Annotated in this window: 13 protein-coding genes; 7 read left to right on the forward strand and 6 right to left on the reverse strand. The window is 47.3% G+C overall.

Features of this window, described 5'->3' with window-relative positions; translation table 11 throughout:
• The 4 genes from ACQY6Q_RS11400 to ACQY6Q_RS11415 all read right to left on the reverse strand — a co-directional run.
• On the reverse strand, positions 1-1541 hold a 1541-nt coding region (locus tag ACQY6Q_RS11400), incomplete at its 3' end, for a L,D-transpeptidase family protein (RefSeq protein ID WP_427981518.1).
• Between the two features lie 134 nt (positions 1542-1675).
• Positions 1676-2215 carry a DUF924 family protein gene (locus ACQY6Q_RS11405; RefSeq protein ID WP_427981521.1) on the reverse strand — a complete coding sequence of 180 codons (540 nt, stop codon included), beginning with the start codon at positions 2213-2215 and terminating at the stop codon, positions 1676-1678.
• A gap of 21 nt (positions 2216-2236) precedes the next feature.
• Positions 2237-2713, reverse strand: coding sequence for a hypothetical protein (locus ACQY6Q_RS11410; RefSeq protein WP_427981549.1), 477 nt, complete (start codon positions 2711-2713; stop codon positions 2237-2239).
• Positions 2677-3300 carry a helix-turn-helix transcriptional regulator gene (locus ACQY6Q_RS11415; RefSeq protein ID WP_427981524.1) on the reverse strand — a complete coding sequence of 208 codons (624 nt, stop codon included), beginning with the start codon at positions 3298-3300 and terminating at the stop codon, positions 2677-2679. Before ACQY6Q_RS11415 ends, ACQY6Q_RS11410 begins: the two co-directional genes overlap by 37 nt.
• Positions 3301-3551: 251 nt before the next feature.
• On the opposite strand from ACQY6Q_RS11415, the gene ACQY6Q_RS11420 reads away from it, so the two are divergent.
• The 3 genes from ACQY6Q_RS11420 to ACQY6Q_RS11430 all read left to right on the forward strand — a co-directional run bounded on the left by ACQY6Q_RS11420 (position 3552) and on the right by ACQY6Q_RS11430 (position 7440).
• The gene (locus ACQY6Q_RS11420) at positions 3552-5084 is read left to right on the forward strand and encodes an alkaline phosphatase (protein WP_427981527.1); all 1533 of its coding nucleotides are present in this window, start codon (positions 3552-3554) and stop codon (positions 5082-5084) included.
• Between the two features lie 4 nt (positions 5085-5088).
• Positions 5089-6657 (forward strand): alkaline phosphatase, encoded by a 1569-nt coding sequence (locus tag ACQY6Q_RS11425; RefSeq protein ID WP_427981529.1) that lies wholly within the window; start codon positions 5089-5091, stop codon positions 6655-6657.
• Positions 6658-6726: 69 nt separating this feature from the next.
• Positions 6727-7440: a hypothetical protein gene (locus ACQY6Q_RS11430; RefSeq protein WP_427981532.1), complete on the forward strand. Its 714-nt coding sequence runs from the start codon at positions 6727-6729 to the stop codon at positions 7438-7440.
• Positions 7441-7471: 31 nt separating this feature from the next.
• Here the strand turns inward: ACQY6Q_RS11430 and ACQY6Q_RS11435 are convergent, their stop codons facing one another.
• Entirely contained in the window at positions 7472-7948 is a 477-nt protein-coding gene (locus ACQY6Q_RS11435; protein WP_427981534.1) for a hypothetical protein, read from the reverse strand.
• Between the two features lie 233 nt (positions 7949-8181).
• Between ACQY6Q_RS11435 and ACQY6Q_RS11440 the strand changes: the two genes are divergently transcribed.
• The 3 genes from ACQY6Q_RS11440 to ACQY6Q_RS11450 all read left to right on the forward strand — a co-directional run bounded on the left by ACQY6Q_RS11440 (position 8182) and on the right by ACQY6Q_RS11450 (position 11865).
• The gene (locus ACQY6Q_RS11440) at positions 8182-10179 is read left to right on the forward strand and encodes a methyl-accepting chemotaxis protein (protein ID WP_427981537.1); all 1998 of its coding nucleotides are present in this window, start codon (positions 8182-8184) and stop codon (positions 10177-10179) included.
• Between the two features lie 122 nt (positions 10180-10301).
• The gene (locus ACQY6Q_RS11445; RefSeq protein ID WP_427981539.1) at positions 10302-10949 is read left to right on the forward strand and encodes a glutathione S-transferase; all 648 of its coding nucleotides are present in this window, start codon (positions 10302-10304) and stop codon (positions 10947-10949) included.
• Positions 10950-11064: 115 nt separating this feature from the next.
• Positions 11065-11865 carry a substrate-binding periplasmic protein gene (locus tag ACQY6Q_RS11450; RefSeq protein WP_427981542.1) on the forward strand — a complete coding sequence of 267 codons (801 nt, stop codon included), beginning with the start codon at positions 11065-11067 and terminating at the stop codon, positions 11863-11865.
• Between the two features lie 3 nt (positions 11866-11868).
• Here the strand turns inward: ACQY6Q_RS11450 and ACQY6Q_RS11455 are convergent, their stop codons facing one another.
• Positions 11869-12057, reverse strand: a complete 189-nt coding sequence (locus ACQY6Q_RS11455) for a hypothetical protein (protein ID WP_427981545.1) — start codon at positions 12055-12057, stop codon at positions 11869-11871.
• Between the two features lie 426 nt (positions 12058-12483).
• Between ACQY6Q_RS11455 and ACQY6Q_RS11460 the strand changes: the two genes are divergently transcribed.
• On the forward strand, positions 12484-13316 hold an 833-nt coding region (locus tag ACQY6Q_RS11460), incomplete at its 3' end, for a PAS domain-containing protein (protein WP_427981547.1).

The raw sequence follows: 13316 nt of genomic DNA on the forward strand, positions 1-13316 counted from the left end.
AACAACGATTGCTTATAGGCGTGACTATAACCGGCCTGCTCAAGCAAAGTTTCGGCGAGAAAATCGGCCGCTTCAACTCGAATACATCCAGAGCTAAAAGCGCGTTCCGTTTCAGTGAACAGTTCCGGCGCCGAGGTATCATGTAGATAGACCGCATACTGATTATCGAAATGAAATTTATAAGCACCGAGGGCGTTGCCCGGGCCGGGGCGCTGACGCATTCGGTAAGGAAAATAGCCTGTATCTTTTAACAAGGGCCAATCCACTTGCTCAGCACTCACCGCCTGCCCCTGATAATCAAACAGCTCAAAGCCCTTACGCTCAACATAACTTGGGTCTCGGCGTAACATCGGCACTATATCTTTGCGCACAATAGTTCGCGGCACATTCCAATAGGGATTCACCACTACACTACTGATCTCGCTCACTAATAGCGGCGTTGCCCTTGAGGCCCTACCTACCACTACCCGAGACTGAAATACATCCACCCCTTTAGCTCGGTAAGTCATCTGATAGGCGGGTAGGTTAACAATGATCTGCTGCTGTTCTGAATTCATCACAAAGCGGCTAAACAATTGTTTTCTTAAAAGGTTACGCGCCAACATTTTAGCCCGTAGCAAGGGTTTATAATTCAGCCAATAGAGTGTTTCACTACCCACAATACCATCGGTTTTTAAGCCATGTAATTGCTGAAAATGCTTAATCGCCTGTTCGGTTTGCTGATCCATTAGCAGTGATTGGGAGGCAACAAACTGCCTACTAGGATCAAATTCACTCAAGCGCAAACGAATCATAGGTAAACGAGGGTCTTCATCACCTAAACGAATCAGCTGCCCTCCAGCAATGTCTTGGTTCAGCTGACGCTGCTGCCTAACGTGCAGCCAATACAAAATTTGCTGACGATACCGCAAGCGCTCAATATTTAGCTCTCCTCTTAAATCGGCTAGATACTGATAGATTTGGCTGCGATTAAGACGAACCAACCAAAGCTCATCAAGGGCTAAAGGCATACTCAAATTAGCAATGCCATTTAAGGCCATACTTTGCGCATAATCCAAAGTATGTAACTGCTGGTAAAATGCCAATAGACCTAAAAAGGCGTCGGTGTATAGTGCCTCCCATTGAGCTTGTTCACTGTCCACCGCATTTATTTGTTCTAACCAATAGTCGAGCTGCTTAGGCCCCCCAGCTAAGCTGAACTCTAATAACAACCACTGTAGTTGATCTCGTGCGTTACGAGCCTGCGGATAACCATACCAAAGCGACTCCGGATGGAAGTGATAAATAGACTGCTGCAATTGAGGATAAGACAAGCGGTAATCGTTGCTATCAGCTACTAGTGCAGTAGTCTGTTCAGTAGAAGCCAGCGAACTCAAACGACTGAGTAAGCGTTCACCAACAGCCAATTCATCCTCGTTAGCGGTAGAGGCTGGCTGCAATATAGCCTGCTGCGATGGCGTAGCAGAAGCGGGTTCAAAGCGCGTCGAATCGGGGCCAAGCAAGTCCACTTGCGCCACAACGGGAAAACAAACAATTGCCATAATGGAGTAAAACCAGCACCTACTCACAACCACCTCAACGCAGCGACTACCTACTAAGTTTAGTGTCTAACTGGGCCAGCAAGTTGAAAAATCTAAGTCTTTTTGAAGGGGAAAGTTTAACTGCTTGAGATCGCTTAAAAAGATGAATCGGGACCCGCCAAAAATGCTAGTTCAGCCGGGCTAGATGAACGCCCAAGTAACTGATTACGGTGTGGGTAGCGGCCAAAACGTTCGATAATCTGTTTATGTTTTAACTCAAATTGATATTGCTTCTCAAGCCCTGTTTGCGAAAAATGACGCTCCGCCTGCTCATGAATAAGTAAGGATTCACTATGCATATAAGGCATATAAATAAAAGCCCGTTGATTGACCGACAGTTGCTGATCATAACCCTTATCCACCGAGTGCTGAGCTAAACATAGTGCTAAAGAGTCGTTGGCAAAGGCCTTGGCCGATCCACGAAAACAATTTCTTGAGAACTGATCCAACAAGATGATTTCAGCCAAACTAGCCTGGGCATTTTGCCGCCATGAATACAATTCGCCGGCGGCGGCTTGGGCCAGCAAAGCCGAAAATTGCTGCTTTATTTGCTGATCAAGGCGCTCATCAACGGCAAACCATTGCGTGGGTTTAAGCTGCTCAAACCAAAAAGTTAACACGCTTTGGTGATTCATAAATTGCCCTCTTCGCTGCTACTAACAACCACAATCACCTTGCAGTGACCACTCACATTGTTGGTAATTTTCATAACTAGAAATACGTGTCAGGTAAGTGAGTACTTCGCAACCCGGTTTGCCGAATTCGCACCCTGGACGCAAGCGACTTTGTAACTTAATCGCCTGAGCTTGATAACGAAACTGCTGAGTTTTAGCTAAACCCTGTTGAGTTAATAAAGCACTGGGACGCGCACCCCACAAGCTTGCTAGTTGGCCTTGCTGCATCATAACAGGCTGCAAGCCCTTTAAGTCGGTTTGCAATACAATACGCGGAGGCAAAGGTGCGGGCTGCGGAAAATAGTAACTACAGCCACAACTATGACGCAGCTCGGTAGCAGGAATGGCAGCCAATTCGCAGGCCTTAAGCGGCATCGAGCAGAATAAGGCTAGAACCAATAACCAACCGCAGCGCTGCATTGCTAAACCAACGCCTTGGGCCGCAGCCGATAAGCGCAACGACGTGCGCCCGCTACGATGTGCTCGGTTCGCTCTACCTCGCACTCTACAAACAACTGTTGCAACATATCTAACTCTGAGCGACACAGGCCTTGGCACTCACTGGCTGCCACACAAATTGGACAGTGGTCTTCAATAAAGTAGTAGTCCAGTTGCCCTTGCTGCCAGGTTGCCATATAGCCTTCTTGGCTACGTTTTTGGGCTAAAAGCTGTAATTTTTCGGCAATGCTAGTTTGCCCAGCCAAAGCCTGCTGGTAGGCATGTAGGCTTTGTTGCTCGCGATGCGCAATCAGTTGTTCCATACCGCCTTTACCAAAAACCTGCTGCACTGCATTAAGCAGTTGCACACTTAAATCGCTGTGGCAATCGGGAAAACGACTATGGCCTTGAGCAGTGAGTTGCCAAAAACGAGTGGGCCTTCCCACCTTGGCCTTTTGGTCAAAATGCTCAATTAAACCATCGTTTTCCAAGCTTTGTAAATGCTGGCGAACCCCCATAGTGGTGATGCCTAACTGCTCGGCCAACATCTTAACCGTTAGCCCACCCTGGCTTTTAATTCGATATAAGATGTTATCAGTGGTTTTCATAAGCATTCCTGAAGTCAATATAAGCTCATTATTGCCATCCCCCTCAACTTTGTAAAGTTTTAGCTTTATAAAGCTTGACGTGCTTAAGCTTATGAGCGCTACTCAGTTAGCCTAAGCTCCTATTTTACAAGGCCTTAGCAAACACATTCCGTGTATTTTCATTTTTTTGTTATCTACCTGTCATAATTCGAGCTCATGCTTTTCCGCTGTCGCAATACGACTTTCAACCAAGACACTTAAAGGAATCGCAAATGAAAAGGATGGTCACTGCCAGTGCCGCCGCAGTTAGCTTGCTGCTTGCTGGCACCTCGCACGCTGCCGTTGTTCCCGATTACCAACTAAACAGTAGCTGGTATAGCAACGCCCAAGAAGCCATTGGCACACGCAGCTCAACGCTTAGCCCCGATAGCAAAGCCAAAAATGTAATTTTATTTGTTGGCGACGGTATGGGGATTTCGACTCAAACCGCAGCGCGTATTTTGCAAGGGCAAAGCCAAGCCAACAACCAAGGTGGCGAAGAAAACTATCTGAGCTTCGAACACTTTCCACACAGCGGGTTGGCAAAAACTTACAATACCAACCAACAAACCCCCGACTCGGCTGGCACCATGACCGCCATGATGAGCGGAGCAAAAACCAAAGCTGGAGTAATTGGCGTTTCAGACAACGTTAATCGCGGTGACTGTGATGTGAGTTCAGAGCGCCTAGTCAGTGCCTTGGAATTAGCCGCTAGCCAGCACAAAGCGACCGGAATCATCTCCACCGCACGCATCACCCACGCCACTCCTGCCGCGACTTATGCTCATGTTTCTGAGCGCAATTGGGAAGCCTCGGTACCGGAAGAATGTGTGGGCAAAGTCTCAGACATAGCCTATCAGTTGATCCATCAAGCTGCCGATATCGACGTAATTATGGGTGGAGGACGCCGTAACTTCTTACCAGAAGAAGTCACCGACCCAGAAGGAAGCACCGGCCGTCGCAGCGATGGCAACAACCTTATCGAAGATTGGCAAAACTTCCACCGCACTGGCCAATACGTATGGGACAGTGAAGGCTTTAACGCCATCGATACAAGCACCACCAGTAAGGTTTTGGGCTTATTCAATAGCTCACATATGGAATATGAAGCAGACCGTGACGATGCCGATGAACCCTCTTTAAGCGCAATGACCGAAAAAGCCATCGACATTCTGCTCAACGATACTCACCAACAGCAGCAACAAGGCTTCTTTTTAATGGTGGAGTCAGGCCGTATCGACCACGCCCACCATGGTGGTAATGCCGCCCGCGCCCTGCAAGATACCATTGAATATTCAAATGCAGTACAAGCCGCCATCGACAAACTAGATGCAGCCGGTGAGCTCGATGATACCCTGATCATCGTTACCGCCGACCACTCCCATGTATTTACCATGGCAGGCTACCCTAAACGCGGTAACCCCATCTTAGGTTTGGTGGTAGGGGTGGGCAGCGAGCAACCCAGCTTAGCTGGTGATAACAAACCCTACACCACCCTTGGTTATGCCAATGGCCCCGGTGCAGCAGCCAGTTTCGATGCCGGTGTACGTGCCGATTTAAGCGCTCTAGACACCAAACAACTCGACTTTCAACAACAAGCCCTTATTCCCAGCGGTAGTGAAACTCACGCGGGTGAAGACGTCGCCGTTTTTGCCAGAGGTCCACAAGCCTACCTCATCCAAGGAGCAATTGAACAAAACGTCGTTTTCCATGCCATCAACCAAGCCGCAGGCTTAGGCGGCAATGCTTATGTGGCTGAGGAGTAATACCATGAAACTTAAATTTTTAGCCTTATCAATGGCCTTAAGCTCAAGCGTTCTACTCAGCGCCTGTAATAGCAATGATGACACCACTAGCGCTCCACAACGTAGCGAATGGAGTGTACCGAGTAATCAAAGCAGCAATCCAAGTGCCATTAATAGTTGGTATAACGCTGGCGTTGACGCCGTAGCCGAGGCCAAAAACGCTTGGCAAGCAGACACCCGCAGCGCCTTAAGCAACGCTCAAGGCCGCGCTAAGAACATCATTTTATTTGTTGGCGACGGCATGGGCATGTCTACGGTAACGGCAGCACGTATTCTTGAAGGACAAATGCAAAACCCCGATGGCGGTGAAGAGCACAAACTCAGCTTTGAGAACTTCCCGTTTACCGGTCTTGCCAAAACCTATAATACCGATGCTCAAACTCCTGACTCTGCGGGCACCATGACCGCGATGATGAGTGGAGTGAAGTCTTTTGCTGGCGGCATCAGCATTGCCGACACAGCCAGCCGTGGCGATTGCGCCAGTGCTGATGGCAAAGCCTTAACCACAGCACTGGATCTAGCCAAAATGGCCGGTATGAAAGCCGGTATTGTGTCTACCGCTAGGCTCACTCACGCCACCCCTGCGGCCACCTACGCCAAGTTGCCAGAGCGAAATTGGGAAAACGACACTCAAGTAGCCGAAGGCTGCGTGGATATCGCCAAACAAATGATCGACTACAGTGTCGGCGGCGGCATTGATGTCATGCTAGGTGGTGGTTTACGCAACTTCACCTCTAGTGAGCACGGCGGACGCCGTCTTGACCAAGACCTTACTGAAGTCTGGCAAGCCGCCAACCCGAATGGCAGCTACGTCAACAACCGTGACCAATTTATTACTGTTAACCCCAACAGTAGCGACAAATTGCTCGGGCTGTTTAATAGCTCGCACATGGATTATGAAGCCGACCGCGTCAAATACGGTGAAGACAGCGAACCTTCGTTGGCAGAGATGACCGAAAAAGCCATTGAAATGATGCAAAACAATGAACAAGGTTTCTTCCTAATGGTGGAAGCAGGGCGCATTGACCATGCTCACCATGGTGGTAACGCCCAGCGAGCGCTAAAAGACGCCTTAGCCCTATCCGATGCAGTGGCTAAAGCCGACCAACTCACCAACGACGAAGATACGCTGATTATCGTTACCGCCGACCATTCACATGTATTCACCATTGCTGGTTATCCACGCCGTGGTAACCCCATTTTAGGTTTGGTTGAAAATCAAGATGGCAGTTTACAAATGGCTGGCGATGACAAGCCCTACACCACGGTGGGTTACACCAACGGTCCGGGTGCAGCAAACACCTTCGCCAATGGTCAACGAGTTAGCCTAAACTCAACAACCGTACAAGCGCTAGACTTCCAGCAACAAGCCAGTGTACCTATGAGCAGCGAAACCCACGCCGGCGAAGATGTTCCCGTCTATGCCAAAGGCCCTGCATCAAGCTTGGTTCGAGGCACCATGGAACAAAACGAAATATTCCATATCATGAATTTTGCCGGCAACTTAGTGACTCGCGCAGATGCCATGCAATAGCCGCTTAGTCTAAGACTAACAAGATAGATATTTTAGGGGGCAACTTTGCCCCCTGCTTAAGGACCACCGATGTTACTAAAACAACTGTTTATTAGCGCCATACTCGGCTTAGCTAGCTTCGCAACCCTTGCCCTTCCCGACGTGGTGGCAGAGTATAGCAATACTCAAAAAAAGGGATTTGAACGACAAAGCTCAAACTTTACCTTTGCCCGTAATCAGCAACAGGTCATCACCATCTACCCACAAAAGCAAACCGCCGAATACTGGCAAAAACGCGCCAATGGTCGTCATCACTTTTACCGTTTTTTCACCACCGATCAGCGCTCGGTTTACTACCCTCCCAGCGACCTCAGTAGCTTGAATATTATTCGCTCTTGGGACAGCATTGAAAACCTAAACCCATTAAGCTGGCTAAGCAGCTTAGAGCAAGTAGATAGCCAACAAAGCGCGGGTAAAACGGTGGATTTTTATCAAGGCACAATTGGTGATATCTACGTTGAATTAGACTGGTTGCCAGAGTATCAGCTACCGCAACGGGTGCTCACTAAACAAGGTTTTAAAAGCCATGAAATCACCCTACAAAGCCTCAAACAAGACCCCGCCTTTATAGAGCAAGCGCTAGATAAATGGCTGAATTATCCCTCCATCGACTATGCCGATGTGGGCGATAGTGAAAATGACCCCTTCTTGGCAAAAATGATCCGCCAGGGCTTCATCGAACATGCCGCGTCAGGCGTATATGACAGTAATGGAAGAGTGATTCAAGGCGCACATAGCCACTAGCCCTTAGACTAAACCCGCAGACCAATGGCCGCTAATTACAATACTGCTTAATATTGGCTTGTAACTGCGGGTAGCACTGCTGCTGATATTGTTGCTCAACCACCGATATTAACTGTTGGTAAGCACTAAAGCTTTTTTCGTAAGCTTGAAAGGCATTGCTCGAATTTTCTCGTTTGCCCGTGGCAGCGCAGGCTTCATGTACCTGATACCAAGCCTCGGCAGCAGCATTGGCCGCCACTAACACTGCTTCTAGCTGGCGATTATTGACTTGCTCAAACTGCTTTTTTTTATCTTTAAAGAGCTGGCAACTTTGCTGCTTAGGCAAGTTAAATTGCCATGAACACAACTCAACATATTGCTTACTTAGTTGCTGCACCTTAGCGTGGCTTTGGCGATTAAGCGCCGAGGCCTCGGCAAAGCCTTGAGTTGAGCAATCCAGCGCGTGTGCCCATGGCGAAAGCAACACCAGTAAACTAACGCCCGCTTTATTCATGATATTCCCTAACATTGTTTCCACTCTCCCTAGAGTCAAAAACTTAGTTATAATTCAATGTATTAAACTATAAGCTTAAATCATCAGAATTAACCAGTTTAAGCTATATTTACCAACATATATCTGGTCAATAACCTTAAGATTATGGTAGTTATACGCTCTCGCCCTTAGTCAGGCAAAGACTCAATCATCATAACTAAAGCGCAGCAAAGCTGGCTGCAAATATACGCTTTACAGGGACTTGTACTATGAAATTAAACGTTGTCACCAGAACACTGCTCGGTTTTGCAGTGTTATTGACACTACTGATCGTGGTGGCGCTAATTGGCCAGTTCAACATGCGCCAACTGGAAAACCAACTCAACATCACCGTGAGTAAGCTGGCCCCTATGGCAGAGCGCACCAATCAACTATCGGGGATCTTACTGAATGCGGCTCGCCAAGTTGGCCTACACAGTGGCAGCGTAGACCTTGAGCAATCTCAAGTTATAGAACAACAACTCAATGACCTGTTTGAACAATACCAACAACGCATGCAAGCCCTTAGCGAACTCAGCCAAAGCTATCCGCAAATTCTTGCAGGCTTAAGCCAACTAAACCAACAGGTGAATCAAATACAACAAACCAGCCAACAGCAACTGGCACTAAATAAGCAGGGTCTGCTCGCTCAGCAGAATATCGCCGCATCCAGCCAACAATTTGCGAGCCAATGGAAAAGCTTTCAAGATGACTTGGCATTTTTAATGGAAATGGTCGATGAAAACGCCGAATGGTTGGTCACCGGTATGCAAGCCGATATTGCGGCCTTCTCCGCCAGTTTAGAAAAATTGTTATACGCAGCCAGTGAAGAGCAATTCAGTTCACAATTTGGCGTGATTCAGAGCTACCAAATGTCGTTAAACGATAAATACCAACAACTGCTTAAACTTGACCCAGACAGCGCTGAAGAACTCAGCAACTACTTCAAGCTATTACAACAAGCCTTTGCCGAACAGGGTTTATTTGAACAACTAAAAACTCAGCAACAACTCACTAGCACACAAAACAACCAGCTGTTACAGCTAAACCAGCTTATCGATCAGGCGCTACAAGTGCTTGACCAAAGCGCTGAACAACTCAGCCAAATTATTGTTGCCGCCCACCAGCAAGCCCAGCGCAGTTCTCGTTCAGCCAGTATTCAAACCATCGTGGTATTGCTTATCTCGATTGCCATTACCATTCTGGTCGCGTGGAGTGTGAGTCGCCAAATAAAACGCCCGCTGGGGCAAACTCTGGCGCATATTAAAGCCATGGTTGAGGGTGACTTTAGCCGCGACATGAGCATGGCTAGCAGCAGCGATGAATTTGGTCAAATCACCCATCAATTGCAACGCTTAAGTGAACAAATGAATCTACTGTTAAGCCAAATGAAAGACAACGCCAAACAACTGGCCAACAGCGCAGCAAGTGGCTTAAGTACCAGTGAACACTCGCATCAAGTAATGCAGAATCAGCAACAGCAAAGCCAAATTGTTGCCTCTGCGGTTAGCCAAATGGAAGCCGGGGTGAACGAAGTGGCTGAACAAGCCGAGCAAAGCCGAGATGATATTAACCAAGTGACACAGTTAACCGAGCGAAGCCATCAAGCCGCCCAAACCACCCTTAGCACCACCAGTCAATTGCAAACCACAGTACTGGAAGCTAGCCAACAGGTGGCTGAGCTCAAACAGCAGAGTAACGACATCAATAGCATTGTTGACGTAATTCAAGGCATTGCCGAACAAACCAACTTATTGGCCCTTAATGCGGCGATTGAAGCGGCCCGCGCCGGGGAACAAGGCCGAGGGTTTGCGGTGGTGGCCGACGAAGTGCGCAGCCTAGCCACCCGCAGCCGCGAGGCCACCGAAGAAATTCTCGGCATGATAGAGCTACTACAATCAAGAGCTCAGCAAACCACCGATATGATGCAACAAGGTGAAACCATGGTCGCCAGTTGCATTGATGAGGCGGAGCAAAGCTCGCAACAATTGGAACAAGTGGCCCACTTACTCAATAGCATTCAGCAACGCAGTGAGCAAATTGCCCTAAATGCACAAGATAAACACCAAGTAGCTCTACAAGTTGCCAAAAATGTTTCCACCATTGTTGAGCTTAGTGAACTGGCCAGCCACGATGCTAACAAAACCCAACAGGTCAGCGAGGCCTTACAGCAGCAGTCGCAACAACAACTCACTGAGTTGTCTCGGTTTAAGCTCAGCCAAGCTTAGTGTAAATAATGAGGCGCTCTGCTGATTGTGAAGCGCCTAAATCACCCTATTACAACAAGTCTCACTTGCTAAACTATCGGCCGAGGGCTAAGGTTTAAATTTTTCCGACCAGCAAGCCAGTCATGCCAGCCATACTATATTCATTCCGCCGCTGCCCTTATGCCATGCGAGCTCGCCTAGCCCTTGCGGCTAGCCAAACACCAGTATTGTTGCGCGAGATTATTCTCAAACATAAGCCAGCGGAGATGTTAGCGCTGTCACCTAAAGGTACCGTCCCAGTATTGCAGCTAGAGACGGGAGAAGTACTAGAAGAAAGCCTGGATATTATGCTGTGGGCGCTGCGCCGCGCCGATCCTCTAGGCTGGCTCAACACCAACCCGCAAGACAGTCAGCAATGGATAACTCGCAATGACCAAGAGTTTAAACCCTACTTAGACAAATATAAGTATGCGGTACGTTTTCCAGAACAAAGCCCCGAAAGCTACCGCCAGCAAGGTGAAATATTTATCGCTGATATTGAACGGCAGTTGCAACAGACCCCTTATATCTTGGGTCAACAACAAAGCTTGGCCGATATGGCGATTCTTCCCTTCATTCGCCAATTTGCCTCGGTGGACTTAAGCTGGTTTGAACAAACACCCTATCCCAAAACTCAAGCTTGGCTGAAGCAATTTATTGATTCTGCGCTATTTCGCTCGATCATGAAGAAATACCCGACTTGGCTGGATAGCCAACTGCAATTTGACTTTCCCGAAATACCCCACAAATAACTAGAGTGAGGTGACGTTTAATAGTAAAACAACAACTTAAGCTTAAAAACTTATCACTATTAAATAAATACTGCTTTAATTAAGCATAAACTCATTGAATCGAGGGCGCTGCTGTTTGTCTGCTTATTACCGACTAATTATCAGTATCTTGCTTACATTGCTTGCCTTTGTGACACCATTACGGGTATCAACAGCAACCCAAGTAGTCACCCTTTCCAACGGAGAGTGGCCGCCCTTCACTTCACAGAGCCTAGCTCAGCAAGGTTTTATTTCTGAGATTGTTCGCCAAGCATTCGCCCTACAAGGCTATAAAGTTCACTACCAGTTTCTACCTTGGGCACGAGCCTACCGCTACGCCGAAAGTGGCCAGGTGGATGGCACTGTAGTCTGGACCAAAACCCCACGCCGCTTAAAAAACATGTTATTTAGTGCGCCGGTGTTTCAACATACTTATGTTTTCTTCTATCGGGTTGAAGACAGTTTTAACTGGCAAGATATTAGCGATTTGCGCAGCTTTAGAATTGGTGGCAGCGAAGGCTACAGCTATGGCAATGAATTTGACCAAGCCGTTAAACGAGGCGAACTCAACATTGATTATGTGTCTTCCGATATCCTCAATTTAAAGAAGCTACAAGCTAAACGCATCGACTTGTTCCCATCTGACATTCAAGTTGGCTACTATTTGCTCAATCAACTATTTCCAGCACTGCAAGCCGAACAGTTTAAGCATCACCCCAAACCCATTGTAGAGGTCGAGACCCACGTATTATTTTCTAAGGTGGATCTCACTCGAGGTAAACTCTTGCAAGCGGCATTTAATAAGGGCTTGCAAGAGCTGCGTGCCAATGGCACTTACCAGAAACTGGTAGAGCAAGCCTCGTTAAGCTATTACTCACAAACGCTTCACCGCAACTAAGTGCTAACGAAATTGCTCAACCTGATGGTTAAGTTGTTGCGATAAATCCTGCAGCTTTGTAGCGCTACTCGCCGTTTGCGCGGCTGTATCGCGGCTATCACTGGTTAACTGGCTGATTTTAGACGCGCTAGCCGCTTCAATAGCCGCATTTAGCGCCTGCAAGTTAGTTTGGTCAACAAAGTCGTTAACCATGATAGATACCAGCTCAAGTCCTCTTTGAGACGGCTGCTCCGCAATAACTCGCTTAAGTTCACAAAAAGCAGCTTAAATTGGTGAAACTTCAGCGAAAACTGGCTTATTTAGCATACATCTAGCATCAGAAGGGTAATCGGACAAAATACATGAAATTTTTGTTTACGCATCAAACCACTTACAGATGAATATTTGGAAATTAAAGCACTTAATTAATTTTTCTAGTAATTTAACCGCTAGTTACTGCAATATTATGCACGATCAAATACCAAGCATTCATAAAAAAATTATCATTTACGTCTAGACTTCGACCACTTCAGCAATGCAGACTAGCTTGAGCATAAGTGAAGAAAACCCAAGTGCACCAAACAACAAACAGAAAGCCAAATTAATACTTAGGATTGATGTTCAGGAGTAGTGTTTTCAATGACGGACCAAAGAGTTAGATTTAAAGATAGTGATAACCTGATTTCCACCACCACTGCGGACAGTCATATCACCTACTGTAACGATGCCTTCTGTAAAGTAGCGGGCTATCAAGAACAAGAATTACTAGAGCAACCGCATAACGTGATTCGTCACGCCGACATGCCCAAACCCGCTTTTGCTCAACTTTGGCAACATATTCAGTCTGGTTCTAGCTGGATGGGACTGGTTAAAAACCGCTGTAAAGAATCCGGCCACTACTGGGTCTCGGCTTTTGTTACGCCCATTTTGGACAGTAAAGGTGAAGTCTATGAGTATCAGTCTGTCCGCACTCAACCCAGCGATCAACAAATATCGCGGGCCAGTAAACTGTACAAAAAACTGCAACAAGGTAGTGTAAAAACGCGTCGACGCTCCTTACTAAACTGGCAGTTATATTGTGTATTCATCAGTATTATTAGCTTACTGCTGAACGCATTTTCAGTGATATCTAGCACTCAGGCTTTAGCTGTGGCAATTCCCTTGCTAGTCATTAGCTTAATTTGCAGTTTTACTTTTAAGAGCCGTTTAAGCAGCCTTGTACAAACCGCCCAAGACAACTACAACAATCCACTGATGGAAGTCCCCTATACCGGTTATTGTGATGACTTATCACCCATTGAATTGGCAATGCAAATGAAGAAGGCAGAGCTACGAGCCGTTACCGCTCGCGCCGATGAAACCTCGGAAGACATTTTAAGCTCAGCCAAACAAGAAGTGACCAATAGTCAGGCCATCACCAATGAACTGAATGAGCAGAGTTTGGCCACCGATGCCATGGCGGTCTCGGCAGA

This window comes from Agarivorans sp., assembly GCF_050295395.1.
Taxonomy (GTDB): domain Bacteria; phylum Pseudomonadota; class Gammaproteobacteria; order Enterobacterales; family Celerinatantimonadaceae; genus Agarivorans.

What these genes read in the sequence shown, in the direction of transcription:
- ACQY6Q_RS11405 (WP_427981521.1), bottom strand. Translation starts at nt 2,215, where the DNA reads ATGAATCACCAAAGCGTGTTAACTTTTTGGTTTGAGCAGCTTAAACCC.
- ACQY6Q_RS11415 (WP_427981524.1), bottom strand. Translation starts at nt 3,300, where the DNA reads ATGAAAACCACTGATAACATCTTATATCGAATTAAAAGCCAGGGTGGG.
- ACQY6Q_RS11420 (WP_427981527.1), top strand. Translation starts at nt 3,552, where the DNA reads ATGAAAAGGATGGTCACTGCCAGTGCCGCCGCAGTTAGCTTGCTGCTT.
- ACQY6Q_RS11425 (WP_427981529.1), top strand. Translation starts at nt 5,089, where the DNA reads ATGAAACTTAAATTTTTAGCCTTATCAATGGCCTTAAGCTCAAGCGTT.
- ACQY6Q_RS11430 (WP_427981532.1), top strand. Translation starts at nt 6,727, where the DNA reads ATGTTACTAAAACAACTGTTTATTAGCGCCATACTCGGCTTAGCTAGC.
- ACQY6Q_RS11435 (WP_427981534.1), bottom strand. Translation starts at nt 7,948, where the DNA reads ATGTTAGGGAATATCATGAATAAAGCGGGCGTTAGTTTACTGGTGTTG.
- ACQY6Q_RS11440 (WP_427981537.1), top strand. Translation starts at nt 8,182, where the DNA reads ATGAAATTAAACGTTGTCACCAGAACACTGCTCGGTTTTGCAGTGTTA.
- ACQY6Q_RS11445 (WP_427981539.1), top strand. Translation starts at nt 10,302, where the DNA reads ATGCCAGCCATACTATATTCATTCCGCCGCTGCCCTTATGCCATGCGA.
- ACQY6Q_RS11455 (WP_427981545.1), bottom strand. Translation starts at nt 12,057, where the DNA reads ATGGTTAACGACTTTGTTGACCAAACTAACTTGCAGGCGCTAAATGCG.